Origin of the sequence: Acinetobacter sp. TGL-Y2, from assembly GCF_001612555.1 — a bacterium.
Lineage (GTDB): Bacteria > Pseudomonadota > Gammaproteobacteria > Pseudomonadales > Moraxellaceae > Acinetobacter.
In genome coordinates this window covers 2,919,544-2,937,860 of record NZ_CP015110.1, presented here as the reverse complement: position 1 = coordinate 2,937,860, position 18,317 = coordinate 2,919,544, and the positions used below count along the sequence as shown (strand labels likewise).

Sequence of the window (18,317 nt, the reverse complement as noted above, 5' to 3'; positions counted from 1 at the left end):
TAAAAATATTTGAGTTGCACTGATTAAGCACGTTTTATGCCAGCTTCAATACCGTTCTTGATCCGATATTATCTGAAGCCAGTTTGCATCAATCATGCAGAGCTTGTGACAAATTCATATCGATTCTGAACAGGGCTCATGGCATAGTAGCGCTAAGAATTTAACGATAAAAGCACACCCAATGAGCTTAAATACACAAATTTTAATTGCCGCCATTTTAGGCGTAGCTTTTGGTTTCTTGTTGAATGTATTTCCAGACACTTCATTTTTCAATGGCAGTCTGTATGGTTTAAGCATTGCCAGCAGTATTTTTATTGGCTTACTGAAATTACTGCTAATCCCGCTGATTTTTAGCTCGATTGTGGTAGGTGTATCCAACTTACAAACGGGAGGTCAGTTGGGGCGAACTTGGAAAATTACCCTTGTATGTTGTGTAACCACCACCACCTTGGCACTTATTTTAGGCTTGACCTGTGCGCATTTGTTTGATGTCGGCAAAGGCATTGATATCGCTTTATTTAAAGACACGATCCAGCAGCATCAATCACCCGATACCTTAACGGCGTCTTCATTTTTCACCAACTTTATTCAAAACACTTTAATCAATCCTTTTAAAGCCTTTGCAGAAGGCAATGTGCTTGCTGTGGTCGTGTTTGCCCTCATGCTGGGTGTGGCATTGGTGAAAGGCGGCGAGCGATTTAATACAGTCAAAAAATTGAGTCAGCAATTTTTTGAAATCATGATGATCATGATTGGCTGGGTCATGAAAATTGCTCCACTCGGCATCTTTGCGTTATTGGCCAAACTCATTGCAACAGAAGATTTGTCTGTCCTTAGTCGTTTGGCCGAATTTGCTGCAGTGGTCACTGGCACGACTATTTTTCATGGTGTAGTAGTCTTGCCGCTTTTGCTGTGGGTTTTTGGAAAAATGAATCCACTGACCTTTTTTAGAGGTGCTCGTACCGCACTGATTACTGCATTTGCTACTAGTTCTAGTTCTGCCACCATGCCACTGTCTTTAAAATGTGCCCAAGAAAACTTAGGGGTACGTCCGCAAACGGCAGGTTTTGTGATTCCACTTGGTACCCAGTTGAATATGGATGGAACGGCACTTTATGAAGCTGCGGCAGCCTTATTTATTGCAAATTTAATGGGACTTGATTTGAGCATTGGACAGCAATTAATTGTTTGTGCAACGGCCATGATTGCCTCCCTCGGTGCCCCAGGTATTCCAAGTGCAGGCATGGTCACCATGATTATGGTGCTTCAGTCTGTGGGGCTACCCGCTGAGGCGATTGCGATCTTACTGCCAATTGACCGTTTGCTTGATACCGTACGTACCGTGGTCAATGTCCAAGGCGATATGATGATTAGTGTGGTGGTGGATCGTTATACCAAAGATGCAGATGTGCAAGAGAGCGTAGTTAAGAGCTAAAGTTTAAATAGGTCACCTGCATAGAAAAAAGCCTCCGCATTCGGAGGCTTTTTTCTATCGTTATTCGGTTTTTTTGAATTAATGCTGATACAAAGGGTAGAGATGTTGTTCTTCGTGATTTAAATGTCGAGTTAATAAATCACCCATAGCATTGTATTCAGTTTGAAACTGCTGAATATTTTGATCATTGAGCAGTTGGTTTTGCCACTTATCAATAAATTTATTGAAGCGGTTAGAGACTGAACTGATCTGTTTGCGGTAGCTTTGAATCATATTGATTTGTTCGGATTGATCGGCAAATTTCCGTTCAATATAACCATAAAAAAGCAGATCTTCTTGCATCAGGTGGCGATGGAACTCGCGTTTCAGATGTCCTAGCTGATGGGGGATGCTTTGAAATTCTGAACGCTTTACACTGATTGCAACTTTGCGATATAGCTCAACTACCTGACGATGTTCAGCTTGTAAGCTCGAAATAAGCTGTGCTGAAAAAGAAATCGGTGCTTGATCAAGAATGTTATTATTTTGATGATCAGTCAGTTCTGAACCCATGTTGGAGTCAGGCTGAAAGAGCTGAATCATGCTTTTAAACGGTTTTATGATTTGAGGGAACATGGTAGAACTACTTTAAATTGAATCAATAATGTGACTTATGTCTCATAATAAATTAAATAAGCGACACAAACAATGATTTGTGTCGCTTTTAAAGTAGACTTTCAGAATCGCTATGTTATGCAACCTTCAGTGCAGCACGTTTAGCAGCAGGAGATTTGTCCAAATAAGCAAGCGCATCTTCTGTTTTGGCCTCATGCACTGGATCGTACCACGGCATTAAGTAGCCCAGTTGCTGAGAAACCAACCACATCGGGTTCGGCAGTAAACGATTGTTTTGCTGAGACAAACGATACCACTCACGCCAAATCCACGGTTTAAACAAGCTCGGTTGAATAGATTGATAACGTGGGTCTTGACGCATTAAGCCCGCCGCACCATCCACCCAAAGCCCAAGTACTGCTATAATTACAATCACACTTTGATAATAACGCGCAATATAACCACCGCCTAGATGTCGATATAAATCAAATGCAACAGTACGATGTTCAATTTCCTCTGCACCATGCCACTTAATTAAATCCAGCATATTGGGATCTGCACCCAGTTCTTCCCAATGGGTGTTGTACAACGCATACTTGCCCATCACACACGTCATATGCTCAACTGTTGCCACAATACCTAAGCGAAATAAATCCCATTGATGTATCAGAACTTTTGGCACATTTAAACCAAAAGGTTGATCTGCCAACGCCTTGGTAAACAAAAAATCCATAATTTTCAGATTACGCTGCACATCGATATCACGTTTGCTCAAATATTCATTGTTCGCGGAGACGTGTGCCTGAGCATGCATCGCTTCTTGACGAATAAAGGCTTTAACGTCTTCTTTTAATTTTTCATCAGTAATTTGAGGCAGAACTTTGTTATACAGACGGCAAAACCAAAATTCACCCGCAGGTAAAATGGTATTAATTTCATTGATAAAATAGCTGGCAAAAGGCTGATTTGGAATCCAGTCCACAGGGGTTTCTTGCCATTCAAACTTCACTTTACGCGGCTTAATGTGATAACTGATTGAAGATCCAATTCTACTGTTTTTTAATTTAGATAATAGATTCATCACACTTTCCTGAATTATTGTTGTGCTATTTAATATTTAGTATAAAAAAATGTCCTCAATTGTTATTAGCATTTGAGGACATTCGTTTATCAATAAGTGTAAGTTTTTGTCAAACAATCGAAATTAGTGATCTGTTTGCGTTTTTAGTTCATCAAAATTTTCTACATCTACATCTACATCTACATCTACATCTACATCTACATCTACATCTACATCTACATCTGAGTCAGAGGCTTCAGGAATAGCATCAATATCAAATTCGTTGGTCTGCTCAAGCGTATAATTCAAACGACCACCCATCACACTTGCTAATTCTTCTAAACCCTGTTTATTGAGCGAAGAGAATAATTGAATTGAGAAGTTTAGTTTCATTTTTCTCAAGGTCTGTTGTACTTCTTGTAAGACTTTCGAGGCAGGACCACGATTTAATTTATCAGACTTAGTCAAAAGTACATGTACAAACAATTGGCGAGAATATGCCCATTCAAGCATCATCACATCGAAGTGTTGTAGCGGATGGCGAATATCCATGAGTAAGACTAAGCCCTGTAAGCTCTGACGATGAATCAGATAGTTCTCAAGCTCTTTTTGCCATACAATTTTCATGGCCTCAGGTACGGCTGCATAACCATAACCGGGCAAATCGACCAAACGCTGATCAGGATTTCCTAAGCTAAAGAAGTTGATCATCTGGGTGCGACCCGGACGTTTCGATGCACGCGCCAGTTGCTTTTGGTTGGTTAGCGCATTAATCGCACTTGATTTTCCTGCATTTGAACGTCCTGCAAAAGCCACTTCATAACCTGTATCCTCAACGCAGATATCAAGTTTAGGCGCACTCATGAGAAATTCTGCACGGCGTAACCAATTTAAAGCTGAGATACCATAGGCTGTAATCGCAGGATCAGCCTGTTTTTCATAGCTAATCTTTTGTTTAGGCGCGTTTGATGTCTTGGTATTCTTAGACTTTCCACTACTGCGATGCATAACTCAACTTCAATAAAATGATCAACAACAGTCATTATAAAGGAAGTCGTCAAGTCAAGCGAACTTTGTACAAATGAAGTTTGAGCGAATGAGGTAAGTATGTTCGGTTAATTAGAGTTGAAGCAAGGAAATTGGTGAGGACAATGAGCGTGTTGGGAGGGCAGGTCGGTTCAACACATCTTGTAGGGTATATTGATTTAAGCTTTGATAAAACTGATCAACTGCCTGATCCAAAATATTTTTTAAACCACAATGTGAACGCATGACGCAAGGTGGCGTTGCACAATTAACAATTTGATCATCACCCTCAAGTGTTCTTAAAATATCCCCCAGTTTTAAACTTAAGGTCTCAGGGCTGAGTCGAATCCCCCCACCTTTACCGCGCGTGGTTATAATCCACTGTTGTTTTGCCATAAAATGAACCACTTTAATCAAATGGTTTTCAGACACCATCAAATTTTCCGCAATTTCTGCAATGGTATACGGTACATCTCTAGGTCTAGAGACATACATCAAAACGCGAAGAGCATAGTCAGAAAATTTATTGAGCTGCATGAATCGTCAGGGCAGAAAGTGGATGAAAATCTTAGCCCGATCACATCATAAATGAAAGATTTCAGACTAAGATTCGCCACAATTCAATCCAGATTAACGCTTCACTGGTGCAGAGACCTGAACAACATCATTGACTTGATAAGTATTCAGTAAAATATTCGCCACTGAAAATTCAGTTGCTGTTTCTTCAGCTTTCACTACAAAACTGTATTCTTGTGCGATCTGATCTTCCGTAAAGCTAAACTGTTGAGGCTGTTCGATTGACTGATTTGGCACTTTAACTTTTACAGAAATAAAACTACCTGCATCAGCGGGTACGATCGCTTGAGCATCTTGTGGAACTAAGCTAAAGCGTTTTCCTGAATCTAAAGATTCAATATTTTTGACGATAAATGTACGCCATCCCGCCCAACCACCATTTTGAGCAGCCAAGTTGTCATACTTTTGCTTTTCAACGCCAATTAAAATATCCGCCAGTTGCAGATAAGCAACTTTCCATGCGGCAATCAATTCTGATTCCATTGGAACGTCTAAAACTTCACTGATCGAATGCAGTAAATTATCACCCACAATGGCATATTGTTCAGGTCGGATATCTAAGCTGACATGCTTGGTGGTGATGTGCTCAATCGCTTTGGCAAGCACACTCGGATTTTCTATATTATCCGCATAAGCCAATACTGCAGCAGCCAATGCACGCGGCTGACGGCCACTACTTTGATGGTCTAAATTGAAAACATTATTGAGCTCAGGGTGGTTTTTTAACATCCGTGCATAGAAATAACTGGTGAGTGCAACCCCACTTTCACGAAGGACAGGGACAGTATTTTTAACGAGTTCAATTTGCTGTGGATTCATGGCGATGAAATCATTTTTTCTGTAAGGTGTATTTAAAATATACCTTTAAATAAAAGAGATCAATAGTAGATACAAATAAAACCATAAAAAAAATAGGGGATAATTGCATATCCCCTATTTTAATGGTGTGCTTTATGGGTTGAGCAGGACCTATTTTTTACCGAACAAGGAGCCGAGCAGACCGCGAACAATTTTTTGACCGGTTGACCCGCCCAAACTTCGCGCGGCACTTTTGGCAAAAGTTCCGACAATATCTTGAGTGATCTTTTCACGCTTTTTGGCAGAGCGTTCAGCTTCATTTTGCTGTTCACGCGCTAGGCGGTCTTGTTCTTTCAGTTGTTGCTTGGCAAAAGCCTCTTGTTGTTTGGCATACTCTTTCGCAAGTATTTCTTGTTCTTTGGCTGCGACTTTTGCTTGCTCGTCTGCAACAGCTTGTTGTTGGCGCTGTTCAACTTTGAGTTGCAACATTTCATAAGCGCTTTCATGGTCCAAAGGCTGCTCGTAAATACCCGCCATCAGGCTTTGAGCCATGAGCGTTTTACGCTCATCTAGCGTGATGGGGCTAAAAGACGAATGCGGTGGCATGACCCATGCACGTTCTACAATTTGTGGTATGCCTTGCTCATCAAGGCAGCTAATCAGTGCCTCGCCCACACCCAGTTCTGTTATGGCTTGATCGACATTAAACTCAGGATTAGCGCGAAAAGTTTCCGCTGCGGTTTTCACTGCCTTTTGGTCTTTAGGTGTAAAAGCGCGTAAGGCATGTTGTACACGATTACCCAATTGTCCTAGCACGCTTTCAGGTAAATCCAGTGGATTTTGGGTGACAAAATAAATACCGACGCCTTTAGATCGAATCAAGCGAACCACTTGCTCAATTTTTTGTTGTAGCGCATCGCTGGCATTATCAAATAACAAATGTGCCTCATCAAAGAAGAACACCAGTTTCGGTTTATCCATATCGCCTACTTCAGGCAATTGCTCAAATAACTCGGATAACATCCATAGTAAAAAAGTTGCATAAAGTTTTGGTGTGTTCATCAGTTTATCTGCAGCCAAGATATTGATATTGCCGTGACCTTGGCTGTCGGTTTGAATGAAATCTAAAATATTTAAACTGGGTTCACCAAAGAACTGATCACCGCCTTGATCTGCCAATGCCAGTAAGTTACGTTGAATTGCACCTAAGCTTGCAGGGGAGAGATTGCCATATTCGGCTTTGTATTCAGATGCATGTTCACTGACATGGGTCAGCATCGCTTTCAGATCTTTAAAATCGATCAACAATAAACCTTGATCATCGGCAATCCGAAACACGGCGGACAATACACCTTCTTGCGTTTCATTCAAATTTAGCATTTGCGACAATAATAATGGACCAATCTCAGAAATAGTGGTGCGAATGGGATGGCCTTGTTCTGCGAATAAATCCCAAAACACCACAGGTGATGCGGCAAAAGGAATTGACTCGATGTTAAGACTTTTAATTCGTTCTTCAAACTTAGGGTTCGATTCACCCATTTTAGCAAGACTTGAAACATCACCCTTAGCATCAGCTAAAAATACTGGGACGCCAATCCTTGAAAAACTTTCAGCCAATACTTTTAAAGTGACCGTTTTACCTGTACCTGTCGCACCCGCAATTAATCCATGACGATTGGCAAACTGAGCATGTAAAACGATGTCCTGACTGACGTTGGTGGTTTTTTTTGCAATAACGATTGGTGTACCCATAATGAGACCTATTTTGTTTTATTTGTGATGTTGCTTCGGCAACTGTTTTAATGCATTTTCTATATCTTGAATTAAATCGTCTGGATGTTCTAGTCCTATACAAAAACGAACCAATAATCCCGCTTGCAAATGTGCATTCTCAAGCTGACGCATGTCTTTTAAATCATAAAGCATTACCAGACTCAATGGGCCGCCCCAACTAAAACCCAGTTTAAATAATTTTAAACTATCACAAAAAGTTCGAATATCTGCAAGTTCATAATCTGATTTAAAAATCACACTGATCAGCCCTGCGCTGTGTCCATTTTGACACACTTGATTCCAGTACAAATGACCTGCTGAATCAGATAAAGCAGGATGCAACACTTGAGCAAACTCATTTTGCAGTTTTAACCAGTTAAGCAGTTGAATCGCGCTTTGTGATTGATGCTTATATCGCAGTTCCATTGAGGCTAGACTGCGTTGCACCTGTGCAGCATCATCACCAGATACACAGACACCTTGTAAGGCATGCATGCGATAAAGTTGATGATGTAATTTTTGATCTCGTGTAACCACTGAACCCATTAAAATGTCACCGCCACCGCTTGGGTATTTAGTCAGGGCATGGACTGTCATATCCACACCTAAATGCTGATCATTTAAATCGAACGCGTTGAAGGCAAGTCCCGCACCCCAAGTATTATCCAAGGCAGTTAAGACATTGGCTTGTTGTGCTTTTTCAATCAGTCGAATCAAATCTGGAAATTCTAAAGTCACTGAACCAGCAGCCTCTAGCCAAATCAGCTTGGCTTTACCTGTGGGTTTAAAACTATCTGCGTCAATACTGTTGTAAATTTTGACTGCTATCCCATATCTGTGCTCTAAATTGCGCAAATGCTCCATATTTGGACCATAAATATTGTCAGAGACCCAAACTTCATCGCCTTGGCTTAAAAAACATGAATTCACCAAGTTAATCGCAGATAAGCCACTCGGTGTAAGCAAGCAATATTTGCCGCCTTCAATTTGTGCAATTTGATCCCCCAGTGTAAAAGTTGTTGGTGTGCCATGTGTGCCATAACTATAATCATAATCATCTGTCCAATGACGATTAAATAAGGCGTCAGTGTCTTTAAATAGAATGGTTGAAGCACGAAAAACAGGAGGCTGAATACTGGAAATATACTGTGGTGCTTGTCGTGGTGCGTGGATTAAAGTGGTTTGCGGTTTGTTTTTCACGGCAGACTCGAAATTTTAAATACTCCCATAAGAGAGCATAATATCCAGCCGATTCAAAGCAATGATTTGTTTAAAATGAGCAATCAATAATGACTCTTGGCTTCATTCTTGCAAGTACAGCACCAGTATCATAAAAGAGTGGAATAATTGAGATGAAGAATCTAAAAGTTCATTATTTTCAGCATATTGCAGGTGAAGGATTCGGCAGTTGTTATGAGTATTTAAAAGCAAAAAGTGCGCAAATCAGTGCCACTGAATTTTTTGCATTACCCCTTGATTTGAATCTTGAAATTGAAGCGCTACCTCAGGTTCAAGATGTTGACTTGCTCATCATTATGGGCGGTACAATGAGTGTCAATGATGAAGCAAATTTTCCTTGGCTCAAAATTGAAAAAAGATGGATTAGGCGTTACTTATCTGAGGGTAAGCCTGCGATTGGGCTATGCTTAGGCGGACAGTTGATCGCCCACGCACTTGGTGCAAATGTCAGTCGAAATCCACAACAAGAGTTGGGTTGGACGGCCGTTAAGCAAAGCGCTCCGGTGGCGTCATGCTATTTTCAACCGCCGAGTGAGATTGAAGTGATGCAGTGGCATAGTGAAACCTTTGAAATTCCCAAAGGCGCGGTTCGCTTGGCAGAAAATAACACCTGTACTAATCAAATGTACCAAATTGGGGAGAATGTGTTGGGCTTTCAATTTCATCCCGAAATTACCCCCAAGGTACTCAAAGATTTTATTAAAAATGAAGAACACGAGAAGCAATTTTCAGAACAGTTTAAACCCCAAATTGAAATTCTCAAAAAATCAAAAAAGGAGCAATTTGAAGCAGGGAATATGCTTTTAAACTCAGCCATAGACTACGTTTTAAGGGGGGAATAACAGTGGCTAAAATTTAAACTATCGCTTTCTAAATAATTTGTCATTAATAGAATAAAAACCACAAATAGGTTTGCTTAACTGTTAAACAATCGCTATAATGAGCGACCCTTAAATATTAGGGGCTAAACAACTAAGTTGTGTTGTTTAGATCGTTACAGTCGTGGCATCGATCACGACCTTAGTGATTTTCACTGCCTTTGACACTTGCCTCATTTTGTGGGGGGAGATGCGTCAGAGGTGATTCTTTATATATTTGGCTTGGAGTTTACTGGTATGTCTAACCAGAGAATCCGTATCCGTTTGAAGTCTTTTGATCATCGTCTAATTGATCAATCTTCTCAAGAGATCGTAGAAACAGCAAAACGTACTGGCGCACAAGTTTGTGGTCCTATTCCGATGCCTACTCGCATCGAACGTTTTAACGTTCTAACTTCACCGCATGTAAACAAAGATGCGCGTGATCAGTATGAAATCCGCACTTACAAGCGTTTGATCGATATCGTTCAACCTACAGATAAAACTGTAGATGCATTGATGAAATTGGATCTTGCTGCTGGTGTTGATGTTCAGATCGCTTTGGGTTAAGGCTTTCGGGTTAATTAACATTTCATAAGTTAATTAAGTCGCTTTTTTAGAGGTTTATGCACATGGCTATTGGTTTAGTCGGTCGCAAGTGCGGTATGACACGTATCTTTACAGATGCTGGTGTTTCTGTGCCTGTTACAGTGATTGAGGTTGATCCAAACCGCATCACTCAAATCAAAACGCTTGAAACTGATGGTTATCAAGCGATTCAAATCACTACTGGTGAACGTCGTGAATCTCGCGTAACTAACCCGCTTAAAGGTCACTTCGCGAAAGCGGGTGTTGCTGCAGGTCGTTTAGTTCAAGAATTCCGCGCTACAGAAGCTGATCTTGAAGGTCGTGAAGTTGGTGGTACGCTTACAGTTGAATTGTTCCAGGTTGGTCAAGTTGTTGACGTAACTGGTCAGTCTAAAGGTAAGGGTTTCCAAGGTGGTGTTAAGCGTTGGAATTTCCGTACGCAAGACGCTACTCACGGTAACTCACTATCTCACCGTTCATTAGGTTCTACTGGTCAAAACCAGACACCTGGTCGCGTATTCAAAGGCAAAAAAATGGCTGGCCATTTAGGTGCTGAACGCGTAACTACACAGGGTCTTGAAATCATTGCTATCGACGTTGAACGTTCAGTTCTTGTTGTTAAAGGCGCGATTCCTGGTGCTACCGGTGGTGACGTAACTGTTCGTCCTACGATCAAGGCCTGAGGGGAAATAACGTGAATTTAAATACTGTTTCCGGCTCTGCTGTTGAATTGTCTGAAGTTGCTTTCGGACGTGAGTTTAACGAAGCTCTTGTACACCAAGTTGTTACCGCTTATTTAGCGGGTGGTCGTCAAGGTTCTAAAGCTCAAAAATCACGTGGTGAAGTATCTGGTGGTGGTCGTAAGCCATTCCGTCAAAAAGGTACTGGCCGTGCGCGTGCTGGTTCTATTCGTAGCCCAATCTGGGTTGGCGGTGGTAAAACTTTTGCTGCTCGTCCACAAGACTGGTCTCAAAAAGTAAACCGTAAAATGTACCGCGGTGCTATGCAATGCATCCTAGCTGAACTTGTTCGTCAAGATCGCTTAGTTTTAGTTGAAGAGTTCTCTGTTGAAGCTCCAAAAACTAAAGAATTGCTTGCAAAACTTAACGACTTAAATGCAACTCGTGCGTTGATCGTTACAGATGCTGTTGATGAGAACTTGTATCTTGCTGCACGCAACATTCCACATGTAGATGTGGTTGATGCTGCTGCAATCGATCCTGTTAGCTTGATTGCGTTTGACAAAGTTGTTATGTCTGTAGCTGCTGCTAAGAAAATTGAGGTAGAACTCGGATGAACAACGAACGTATCTATCAAGTCCTACAAGGACCTGTATTCTCAGAAAAAGCTCAAGCTTTAGGTGAGGCTGCTGGTGTTCAAGTGTTTAAAGTTGCGATTAACGCAAACAAGCTTGAAATCAAAAAAGCAGTTGAGCAATTGTTTGGTGTGGAAGTTGTTAAAGTTAACACGACCATCACTAAAGGTAAGACTAAGCGCTTTGGTAAAACATTAGGACGCCGTTCTGATGTTAAAAAAGCATACGTCACCCTGAAAGCTGGCCAAGATGTTGAAATGGCTGACTTGGGCGATACCGCTGAAAGCACAGCGGAATAAGGACGAGAATTATGCCTATTCAAAAATGTAAGCCAACGTCTCCAGGACGTCGCTTTGTAGAGAAAGTCGTTCACGACCATCTTCACAAAGGCGCGCCTTATGCACCGTTGGTTGAAGCAAAAAAACGTACTGGTGGTCGTAATAACAACGGTCACATTACTACACGTCATGTTGGTGGTGGTCATAAACAAAACTACCGTATCGTTGACTTTAAACGTAATAAAGACGGTATTCCTGCGACTGTAGAGCGTATCGAATACGATCCTAACCGTACTGCACACATTGCTTTAGTTTTGTATGCTGACGGCGAACGTCGTTATATTATTGCGCCTAAAGGCCTACGTGCTGGTGATAAAGTTCAATCTGGTAACGATGCTCCAATTCGTCCAGGTAACTGCTTACCACTTCGTAACATGCCAATCGGTTCTACTCTTCACAACATCGAACTTAAAATCGGTAAAGGCGCGCAACTCGCTCGTTCTGCTGGTACTTCAGTTCAGTTGTTGGGTCGTGACGGTTCTTACGCAATTGTTCGTCTACGTTCAGGCGAAATGCGTAAAATTCACGTTGAATGCCGTGCAGTTCTTGGTGAAGTTTCTAACCAAGAAAGCAACCTTCGTTCACTCGGTAAAGCTGGTGCAGCTCGCTGGCGTGGTGTTCGTCCTACCGTTCGTGGTATGGCGATGAACCCAGTTGACCATCCACATGGTGGTGGTGAAGGGCGTAACAAAGGTATTCAACCTGTAAGCCCATGGGGTCAAAAAGCTAAAGGGTACAAAACACGTACCAATAAGCGTACGACTAAGATGATCATTCGCGACCGTCGCGTTAAGTAACAAGTAAAGGAATCTGACAATGCCTCGTTCTCTGAAAAAAGGCCCATTCGTCGATGCGCACTTGTTCGCTAAGGTTGAAGCGGCTATCGCGGCTAATAACCGTAAGCCGATCAAAACTTGGTCGCGTCGTTCGATGATCCTCCCAGATTTTGTTGGTCTAACAATTTCTGTTCATAATGGTCGTAACCATGTTCCAGTGATTGTATCTGAACATATGGTTGGTCATAAACTCGGTGAATTCGCGCCAACTCGTACCTATCGTGGTCACGGTGTTGACAAGAAATCTAAACGTTAAGGTGCTATGATGGAAGTTACTGCTAAATTACGCGGTGCCGCTATCTCGGCACAAAAAGCTCGTTTGGTTGCAGATCTAATCCGCGGCAAATCTGTTGCGCATGCTTTAAACGTTCTTGCTTTCAGCAACAAGAAAGCTGCAGGAATTGTTAAAAAAGCATTGGAATCTGCAATTGCAAACGCTGAACATAATAACAGTTTAGATGTAGACGACCTTAAAGTTTCTACGATTTACGTTGATGAAGGCACTAGCCTTAAACGTATTTTGCCACGTGCTAAAGGCCGTGCAGATCGTATTACTAAGCGTACTTGTCACATCACCGTTAAGGTAGGGGTTTGATATGGGTCAGAAGGTTCATCCAATCGGTATCCGCCTGGGTGTTGTGAAACGTCATAACGCTAATTGGTATGCGAGTCCGAAACAATATGCTGAATATTTGCTTAAAGATCTTCAAGTTCGTGAGTTTTTGAACAAAAAACTTAAGAATGCGATGGTCAGCCATATTCTTATCGAACGTCCTACAGGCGCTGCTAAAGTAACTATTAGCACTGCGCGTCCTGGTATCGTTATCGGTAAAAAAGGCGAAGACATTGAGAGACTACAACGCGAATTAACATCTATTATGGGTGTTCCTGCGCAAGTAAGCATCAACGAAATCGACCGCCCAGATTTAGACGCTCGTCTAGTTGCTGAAGCAATTGCTTCTCAGTTAGAAAAACGTGTAATGTTCCGTCGTGCTATGAAGCGTGCGGTACAGAACTCTATGCGTTCTGGTGCAAAAGGTATCAAAGTTGAAGTTTCTGGTCGTCTAGGTGGTGCTGAGATTGCTCGTACTGAGTGGTATCGTGAAGGTCGTGTACCTTTGCATACACTTCGTGCTGACATCGACTACTCATCTGTACGTGCTGAAACTACTTACGGTACGATTGGCGTTAAAGTATGGGTTTTCCGTGGTGAGATTCTAGGTGGCATGAAACAAGTCATGAATCCAGCTCCTGCTGAAGAACGTCCAGCTAAACGTGGTCGCGGCCGTGGTGAAGGTCAGGAGCGTCGTGGTCGTCGCAATGATCGTTCTGCTGAAAAAGGAGAATAATCCATGTTGCAACCTAAACGTACAAAATTCCGTAAAGTGCAAAAAGGCCGTAACACTGGTCTAGCGCATCGCGGTAGCACTGTATCTTTTGGTACAATCGCTCTTAAAGCAATTAGTCGTGGTCGTATGACTGCACGTCAAATTGAAGCAGCGCGTCGTACTATTAGCCGTCGTGTTAAGCGTGGTGGTAAAATCTTTATCCGTGTGTTCCCAGACAAACCAATTACTGAAAAACCATTAGAAGTTCGTATGGGTAAAGGTAAGGGTTCAGTGGAATACTGGGTTTGCGAAATCAAGCCAGGTAAGATCCTTTACGAAATGGATGGTGTTAACGAAGAATTGGCTCGCGAAGCGTTCACGCTTGCGGCTGCTAAACTTCCGTTCAAAACCGCTATCGTGACTCGGACGGTAATGTAATGAATATTAAAGATCTACGTGAAAAGTCGGTAGAAGAATTGACAGCTTTGCTTGATGAGCAACAGCTTAACCAATTCCGTCTTCGTATGGCTAAAGCAACTGGTCAATTGGGTAAATCGCACGAAGTTGCTGTTACTCGTAAGACAATTGCTCGTATCAAGACCCTCCTTACCGAAAAACAGGGGAGCGCACAATGAGTGAGCAAACAGTTCGCACGTTAACAGGTAAAGTAGTAAGTGACAAAATGGAGAAATCTATTGTTGTTCTTATCGAACGCCGCGTTCAACATCCGTTGTATGGCAAATCAATCCGCCGTTCAACAAAATTACACGCTCATGATGAAAACAACACAGCTAAAACTGGCGATGTTGTAACAATCAAAGAAAGCCGCCCAATCTCTAAAACTAAGTCTTGGACATTAGTTGAAGTAATTGAAGCAGCTGCTGAGTAATTAGACGTTTCTGTTGCATCATCGGTCAATTTCGAGTACTCTTTGAGCCTTTCGAAATTTCGACCGGTGTTGCTCGGTTTTGGAGTAGGGCAATGATTCAAACCGAAAGTATGCTCGACGTAGCAGACAACAGTGGTGCTCGCCGCGTACAATGTATTAAAGTACTTGGTGGCTCACATCGTCGTTATGCTTCTGTTGGCGACATTATTAAAGTTACTGTAAAAGAAGCTATTCCGCGTGGCCGTGTTAAAAAAGGCGACGTGATGAATGCAGTTGTGGTTCGTACGAAATTCGGTATTCGTCGTTCAGATGGTTCTGTGATCCGTTTTGATGATAATGCTGCTGTTATCTTGAACACCAACAAAGCACCGATTGCAACTCGTATTTTCGGACCAGTGACTCGTGAACTTCGTACTGAACAGTTCATGAAAATCATTTCATTGGCTCCTGAAGTTCTATAATAGAGGCAATCATGGCTAAGATTAAAAAAGGCGATCAAGTAATTGTGATCGCAGGTAAAGAAAAAGGCAAACAGGGTACTGTTTTGTCTGTTTCTACTGACCGTGTTCTTGTTGAAGGCTTGAACTTGGTGAAGAAGCATCAGAAGCCGAATCGTGCAACGGGTGCTGAAGGCGCTATCGTTACACAAGAAGCGACGCTTCATATCTCAAACGTGGCAATCTTTAATGCTGCAACCCAAAAGGCTGACCGTGTTGGTTACCAAGTAACTGAAGGCGTGAAAACTCGCATCTTTAAGTCAACTGGTGAATCAGTGGCGGTAGCGAAGTAATAGGTTGAATTAGGCTATGGCCAGACTTAAAACACGTTATAACGACGAACTTAAAGCTCAGTTACTTGAAACTTTGGGCGTTAAGAATGTGATGGAAATTCCACGCATTACAAAAATTACCATCAACATGGGTGTTGGTGCTGCATCAGCTGACAAGAAATTGTTAGATGGCGCTCTTGCGGACATGCAAGCAATTGCTGGTCAAAAACCAGTTCTTACTTTAGCTCGCAAATCTATTGCTGGTTTCAAAATCCGTGATGGTTGGCCGATTGGTTGTAAAGTGACTTTACGCGGCGAACGTATGTACGAATTCTTAGACCGTTTGATCTCTATCGCGATCCCTCGTATTCGTGACTTCCGCGGTTTTTCTGCGAAATCATTCGATGGCCGTGGTAACTATTCAATGGGTTTAAAGGAACAGATCATGTTCCCTGAAATCGACTTTGATAAGATTGATCGTATTCGTGGTATGGATATTACCGTTACTACGACTGCTCGCACCGATGACGAAGGCCGTGCGCTAATGCGTGCATTCGGCTTCCCGTTTAAATAAGAGGTCGATATGGCTAAGAAAGGTATGATTAATCGCGAATTGAAACGCGAAGCTACTGTTGCTAAATACGCTGCAAAACGCGCTGAATTAAAAGCGATTATTGCAAACGTAAATGCTTCAGACGAAGAACGTTTCGAAGCGATGATGAAATTTCAAGCATTACCACGTAATGCGTCTCCAGTACGTCTTCGTAACCGTTGTGGTTTAACTGGTCGTCCTCATGGTTACTTCCGTAAGTTCGGCTTAGGTCGTAACAAATTACGTGAAAAAGTAATGCAAGGTGATGTACCGGGCGTTGTTAAGGCAAGCTGGTAAGGAGCGACTAGATGAGTATGCAAGATACCGTTGCCGACATGTTAACACGTGTTCGTAACGCACAAATGGCGAAGAAACAAACTGTTTCTATGCCTAACTCGAAGTTGAAAGTAGCTATCGCTAGCGTACTTCAATCTGAAGGTTATGTTTCAAATGTAGAGGTCGCTGCAAATGACGGCAAACCTACTTTGACAATTACTTTAAAGTATTTCGAAGGCAAACCAGTTATTGAAACTGTGAAACGCGTAAGCCGTCCAGGTCTACGTCAGTATCGCGGTAAAGATGCACTTCCAAGCGTTAAGCAAGGTTTAGGTATTGCAATTGTTTCTACAAGCAAAGGCATCATGACTGATCGCGCTGCACGTGCTGCGGGCATCGGTGGTGAAGTTATTGCTTTTGTTTCTTAATAGGTGATTCCTCATGTCTCGTGTGGCTAAAGCCCCAGTAACTGTACCTAACGGTGTAACAGTTACTCAGAACGGCCGGCAGGTCGAAGTGAAAGGCACTAAAGGTACATTGTCTTTCAGCCTGCATGCGCTGGTCGAGTTAAAACAGGAAGAAGGTACACTTCAGATTGCTCCAGTAAAAGAGTCGAAAGACGCTTGGATGCAAGCTGGTACCGCTCGCGCTGTTCTTAATAACCTTGTAAAAGGTGTTAGTGAAGGCTTCGAACGTAAGTTACAACTAATCGGTGTTGGTTATAAAGCTGCAGTTAAAGGTGATGTTGTTCACCTTAACCTAGGTTATTCACATCCAATCGATTATAAACTTCCTGAAGGTGTAACTGCTGAAACTCCAACTGCTACTGAAATCGTATTGAAATCAGCAAGCAAACATTTGTTGGGTCAGGCAGCTGCAAATATCCGTTCTTATCGTGAGCCAGAGCCGTATAAAGGTAAAGGTGTTCGTTATTCGGATGAAGTTGTTCTTCGTAAAGAAGCTAAGAAGAAATAAGGCGCGAGGTTCTTATGAACGAAAAGAAACAAACCCGTTTGCGTCGTGCGAAAAGCACACGCTTGCACATCCGTGCATTGGGTGCGACTCGTTTGTGTGTAAACCGCACTCCGCGTCACATCTATGCTCAAGTAATATCAGCAGATGGTGGCAAAGTATTAGCGCAAGCTTCTACTTTAGATGCATCTTTACGTAGCGGTTCGACCGGTAACGTAGACGCAGCTACTAAAGTTGGTGCTTTAATCGCAGAGCGTGCGGTAGCAGCTGGCGTAACTAAAGTTGCTTTTGACCGTTCTGGTTTTAAATATCATGGTCGTATCAAAGCCTTGGCTGATGCTGCTCGTGAAAACGGCTTGGAGTTCTAATCATGGCTAAAGTTGAACAAAACGAAGGTCTTGTTGAAAAGCTGGTTGCCGTTGATCGTGTAGCCAAAGTTGTTAAGGGTGGTCGTATCTTCTCTTTCACAGCATTAACTGTTGTGGGTGATGGTAATGGTCGCGTCGGTTTTGGTCGTGGTAAAGCGCGTGAAGTTCCAGCTGCTATTGCTAAAGCACTTGAAGCTGCTCGTCGTAACATGATTACTGTTGATCTTGTTAACGGTACTGTACAACACCCTATTAATGCTCGTCACGGTGCAAGCCGCGTTTACATGCAGCCTGCTTCTGAAGGTACTGGTGTAATTGCTGGTGGTGCTATGCGTGCAGTTCTAGAAGCTGTTGGCGTACATAACGTATTGACAAAATGCTATGGTTCTACAAACGCTGCTAACGTAGTTAACGCAACTTTTAAAGGTTTGCGTGATATGACTTCTCCAGAGAAAGTCGCTGCGAAACGCGGGTTGTCTGTAGCACAAATTCAAGGGTAATCAATCATGAAAACGATTAAAGTTACCCAGACTAAATCTTCTGCTCATCGTTTGAAAAATCATAAACTGAGCTTGAAAGGTTTAGGTCTGCGTCGTATTGGTCATACAGTAGAAGTGCTAGATACACCTTCTAACCGTGGTATGATCAACCAAGTCTACTATATGGTTAGTGTAGAGGAGTAAGC

General features: G+C 42.3%; 28 protein-coding genes and 1 pseudogene. 22 read left to right on the top strand and 7 right to left on the bottom strand.

What is annotated here, in order from left to right; genetic code table 11:
• The first annotated feature begins 181 nt into the window (after positions 1 to 181).
• On the top strand, positions 182 to 1,435 hold the full coding sequence (locus AMD27_RS14125) for a dicarboxylate/amino acid:cation symporter (RefSeq protein ID WP_067661670.1): 1,254 nt from the start codon (positions 182 to 184) through the stop codon (positions 1,433 to 1,435).
• Between the two features lie 78 nt (positions 1,436 to 1,513).
• On the opposite strand, the gene AMD27_RS14120 is transcribed toward AMD27_RS14125, so the two are convergent.
• The 7 genes from AMD27_RS14120 to AMD27_RS14090 all read right to left on the bottom strand — a co-directional run bounded on the left by AMD27_RS14120 (position 1,514) and on the right by AMD27_RS14090 (position 8,465).
• On the bottom strand, positions 1,514 to 2,050 hold the full coding sequence (locus tag AMD27_RS14120; RefSeq protein WP_067661668.1) for a hemerythrin domain-containing protein: 537 nt from the start codon (positions 2,048 to 2,050) through the stop codon (positions 1,514 to 1,516).
• A 115-nt stretch (positions 2,051 to 2,165) separates the two neighbouring features.
• Positions 2,166 to 3,110 (bottom strand): metal-dependent hydrolase, encoded by a 945-nt coding sequence (locus AMD27_RS14115; RefSeq protein ID WP_067661666.1) that lies wholly within the window; start codon positions 3,108 to 3,110, stop codon positions 2,166 to 2,168.
• Between the two features lie 123 nt (positions 3,111 to 3,233).
• Positions 3,234 to 4,097, bottom strand: coding sequence for a ribosome biogenesis GTP-binding protein YihA/YsxC (gene yihA, locus AMD27_RS14110; protein ID WP_067661664.1), 864 nt, complete (start codon positions 4,095 to 4,097; stop codon positions 3,234 to 3,236).
• A gap of 111 nt (positions 4,098 to 4,208) precedes the next feature.
• Positions 4,209 to 4,652, bottom strand: a complete 444-nt coding sequence (locus AMD27_RS14105; protein WP_067661662.1) for an RrF2 family transcriptional regulator — start codon at positions 4,650 to 4,652, stop codon at positions 4,209 to 4,211.
• A 93-nt stretch (positions 4,653 to 4,745) separates the two neighbouring features.
• Positions 4,746 to 5,510 carry a globin domain-containing protein gene (locus AMD27_RS14100; protein WP_067661660.1) on the bottom strand — a complete coding sequence of 255 codons (765 nt, stop codon included), beginning with the start codon at positions 5,508 to 5,510 and terminating at the stop codon, positions 4,746 to 4,748.
• Positions 5,511 to 5,660: 150 nt separating this feature from the next.
• On the bottom strand, positions 5,661 to 7,244 hold the full coding sequence (locus AMD27_RS14095) for a helicase HerA-like domain-containing protein (RefSeq protein ID WP_067661658.1): 1,584 nt from the start codon (positions 7,242 to 7,244) through the stop codon (positions 5,661 to 5,663).
• An 18-nt stretch (positions 7,245 to 7,262) separates the two neighbouring features.
• The gene (locus AMD27_RS14090) at positions 7,263 to 8,465 is read right to left on the bottom strand and encodes a PLP-dependent transferase (RefSeq protein WP_067661656.1); all 1,203 of its coding nucleotides are present in this window, start codon (positions 8,463 to 8,465) and stop codon (positions 7,263 to 7,265) included.
• Between the two features lie 152 nt (positions 8,466 to 8,617).
• Here AMD27_RS14090 and AMD27_RS14085 point away from each other — a divergent pair, with 152 nt between their 5' ends.
• The 21 genes and pseudogenes from AMD27_RS14085 (at position 8,618) to rpmD (ending at position 18,315) form a co-directional block, all read left to right on the top strand.
• Complete coding sequence (locus tag AMD27_RS14085; protein ID WP_067661654.1) at positions 8,618 to 9,346, top strand: type 1 glutamine amidotransferase; 729 nt, start codon at positions 8,618 to 8,620, stop codon at positions 9,344 to 9,346.
• A 273-nt stretch (positions 9,347 to 9,619) separates the two neighbouring features.
• Entirely contained in the window at positions 9,620 to 9,931 is a 312-nt protein-coding gene (gene rpsJ / locus AMD27_RS14080) for a 30S ribosomal protein S10 (RefSeq protein ID WP_004725677.1), read from the top strand.
• 62 nt (positions 9,932 to 9,993) lie between these two features.
• On the top strand, positions 9,994 to 10,632 hold the full coding sequence (gene rplC, locus AMD27_RS14075; protein WP_067661652.1) for a 50S ribosomal protein L3: 639 nt from the start codon (positions 9,994 to 9,996) through the stop codon (positions 10,630 to 10,632).
• An 11-nt stretch (positions 10,633 to 10,643) separates the two neighbouring features.
• The gene (rplD, locus tag AMD27_RS14070) at positions 10,644 to 11,246 is read left to right on the top strand and encodes a 50S ribosomal protein L4 (RefSeq protein ID WP_067661650.1); all 603 of its coding nucleotides are present in this window, start codon (positions 10,644 to 10,646) and stop codon (positions 11,244 to 11,246) included.
• Positions 11,243 to 11,563 carry a 50S ribosomal protein L23 gene (rplW, locus tag AMD27_RS14065; protein WP_067661648.1) on the top strand — a complete coding sequence of 107 codons (321 nt, stop codon included), beginning with the start codon at positions 11,243 to 11,245 and terminating at the stop codon, positions 11,561 to 11,563. Before rplD ends, rplW begins: the two co-directional genes overlap by 4 nt.
• A gap of 11 nt (positions 11,564 to 11,574) precedes the next feature.
• A complete protein-coding gene (gene rplB, locus AMD27_RS14060) occupies positions 11,575 to 12,399 on the top strand; it encodes a 50S ribosomal protein L2 (protein WP_067661646.1) in 825 nt (274 codons plus the stop codon).
• A gap of 19 nt (positions 12,400 to 12,418) precedes the next feature.
• A complete protein-coding gene (rpsS, locus tag AMD27_RS14055) occupies positions 12,419 to 12,694 on the top strand; it encodes a 30S ribosomal protein S19 (RefSeq protein WP_004281508.1) in 276 nt (91 codons plus the stop codon).
• Positions 12,695 to 12,703: 9 nt separating this feature from the next.
• The gene (rplV, locus tag AMD27_RS14050) at positions 12,704 to 13,033 is read left to right on the top strand and encodes a 50S ribosomal protein L22 (RefSeq protein ID WP_067661644.1); all 330 of its coding nucleotides are present in this window, start codon (positions 12,704 to 12,706) and stop codon (positions 13,031 to 13,033) included.
• Between the two features lies 1 nt (position 13,034).
• Positions 13,035 to 13,851 (top strand): annotated as a pseudogene (gene rpsC, locus AMD27_RS14045) (30S ribosomal protein S3).
• Complete coding sequence (gene rplP, locus AMD27_RS14040; protein ID WP_067661640.1) at positions 13,791 to 14,204, top strand: 50S ribosomal protein L16; 414 nt, start codon at positions 13,791 to 13,793, stop codon at positions 14,202 to 14,204. The pseudogene rpsC and the gene rplP overlap by 61 nt, the downstream one beginning before the upstream one ends.
• Complete coding sequence (rpmC, locus tag AMD27_RS14035; protein WP_067661638.1) at positions 14,204 to 14,401, top strand: 50S ribosomal protein L29; 198 nt, start codon at positions 14,204 to 14,206, stop codon at positions 14,399 to 14,401. The genes rplP and rpmC overlap by 1 nt, the downstream gene beginning before the upstream one ends.
• Entirely contained in the window at positions 14,398 to 14,655 is a 258-nt protein-coding gene (gene rpsQ / locus AMD27_RS14030) for a 30S ribosomal protein S17 (protein ID WP_067661636.1), read from the top strand. Before rpmC ends, rpsQ begins: the two co-directional genes overlap by 4 nt.
• A 92-nt stretch (positions 14,656 to 14,747) precedes the next feature.
• On the top strand, positions 14,748 to 15,116 hold the full coding sequence (gene rplN / locus AMD27_RS14025) for a 50S ribosomal protein L14 (protein WP_067661634.1): 369 nt from the start codon (positions 14,748 to 14,750) through the stop codon (positions 15,114 to 15,116).
• Between the two features lie 11 nt (positions 15,117 to 15,127).
• Entirely contained in the window at positions 15,128 to 15,445 is a 318-nt protein-coding gene (gene rplX, locus AMD27_RS14020) for a 50S ribosomal protein L24 (RefSeq protein WP_067661632.1), read from the top strand.
• A 16-nt stretch (positions 15,446 to 15,461) separates the two neighbouring features.
• A complete protein-coding gene (gene rplE / locus AMD27_RS14015; RefSeq protein WP_067661630.1) occupies positions 15,462 to 15,998 on the top strand; it encodes a 50S ribosomal protein L5 in 537 nt (178 codons plus the stop codon).
• Positions 15,999 to 16,007: 9 nt separating this feature from the next.
• On the top strand, positions 16,008 to 16,313 hold the full coding sequence (gene rpsN, locus AMD27_RS14010) for a 30S ribosomal protein S14 (RefSeq protein WP_067661628.1): 306 nt from the start codon (positions 16,008 to 16,010) through the stop codon (positions 16,311 to 16,313).
• Positions 16,314 to 16,324: 11 nt separating this feature from the next.
• Complete coding sequence (gene rpsH, locus AMD27_RS14005) at positions 16,325 to 16,720, top strand: 30S ribosomal protein S8 (protein WP_067661626.1); 396 nt, start codon at positions 16,325 to 16,327, stop codon at positions 16,718 to 16,720.
• Between the two features lie 13 nt (positions 16,721 to 16,733).
• Positions 16,734 to 17,267, top strand: a complete 534-nt coding sequence (gene rplF, locus AMD27_RS14000; RefSeq protein WP_067661624.1) for a 50S ribosomal protein L6 — start codon at positions 16,734 to 16,736, stop codon at positions 17,265 to 17,267.
• 14 nt (positions 17,268 to 17,281) lie between these two features.
• On the top strand, positions 17,282 to 17,632 hold the full coding sequence (gene rplR / locus AMD27_RS13995; RefSeq protein WP_067661622.1) for a 50S ribosomal protein L18: 351 nt from the start codon (positions 17,282 to 17,284) through the stop codon (positions 17,630 to 17,632).
• A 2-nt stretch (positions 17,633 to 17,634) separates the two neighbouring features.
• Positions 17,635 to 18,132: a 30S ribosomal protein S5 gene (gene rpsE, locus AMD27_RS13990; protein WP_067661617.1), complete on the top strand. Its 498-nt coding sequence runs from the start codon at positions 17,635 to 17,637 to the stop codon at positions 18,130 to 18,132.
• A 6-nt stretch (positions 18,133 to 18,138) separates the two neighbouring features.
• On the top strand, positions 18,139 to 18,315 hold the full coding sequence (rpmD, locus tag AMD27_RS13985; RefSeq protein ID WP_067661615.1) for a 50S ribosomal protein L30: 177 nt from the start codon (positions 18,139 to 18,141) through the stop codon (positions 18,313 to 18,315).
• Positions 18,316 to 18,317 lie beyond the last annotated feature (2 nt).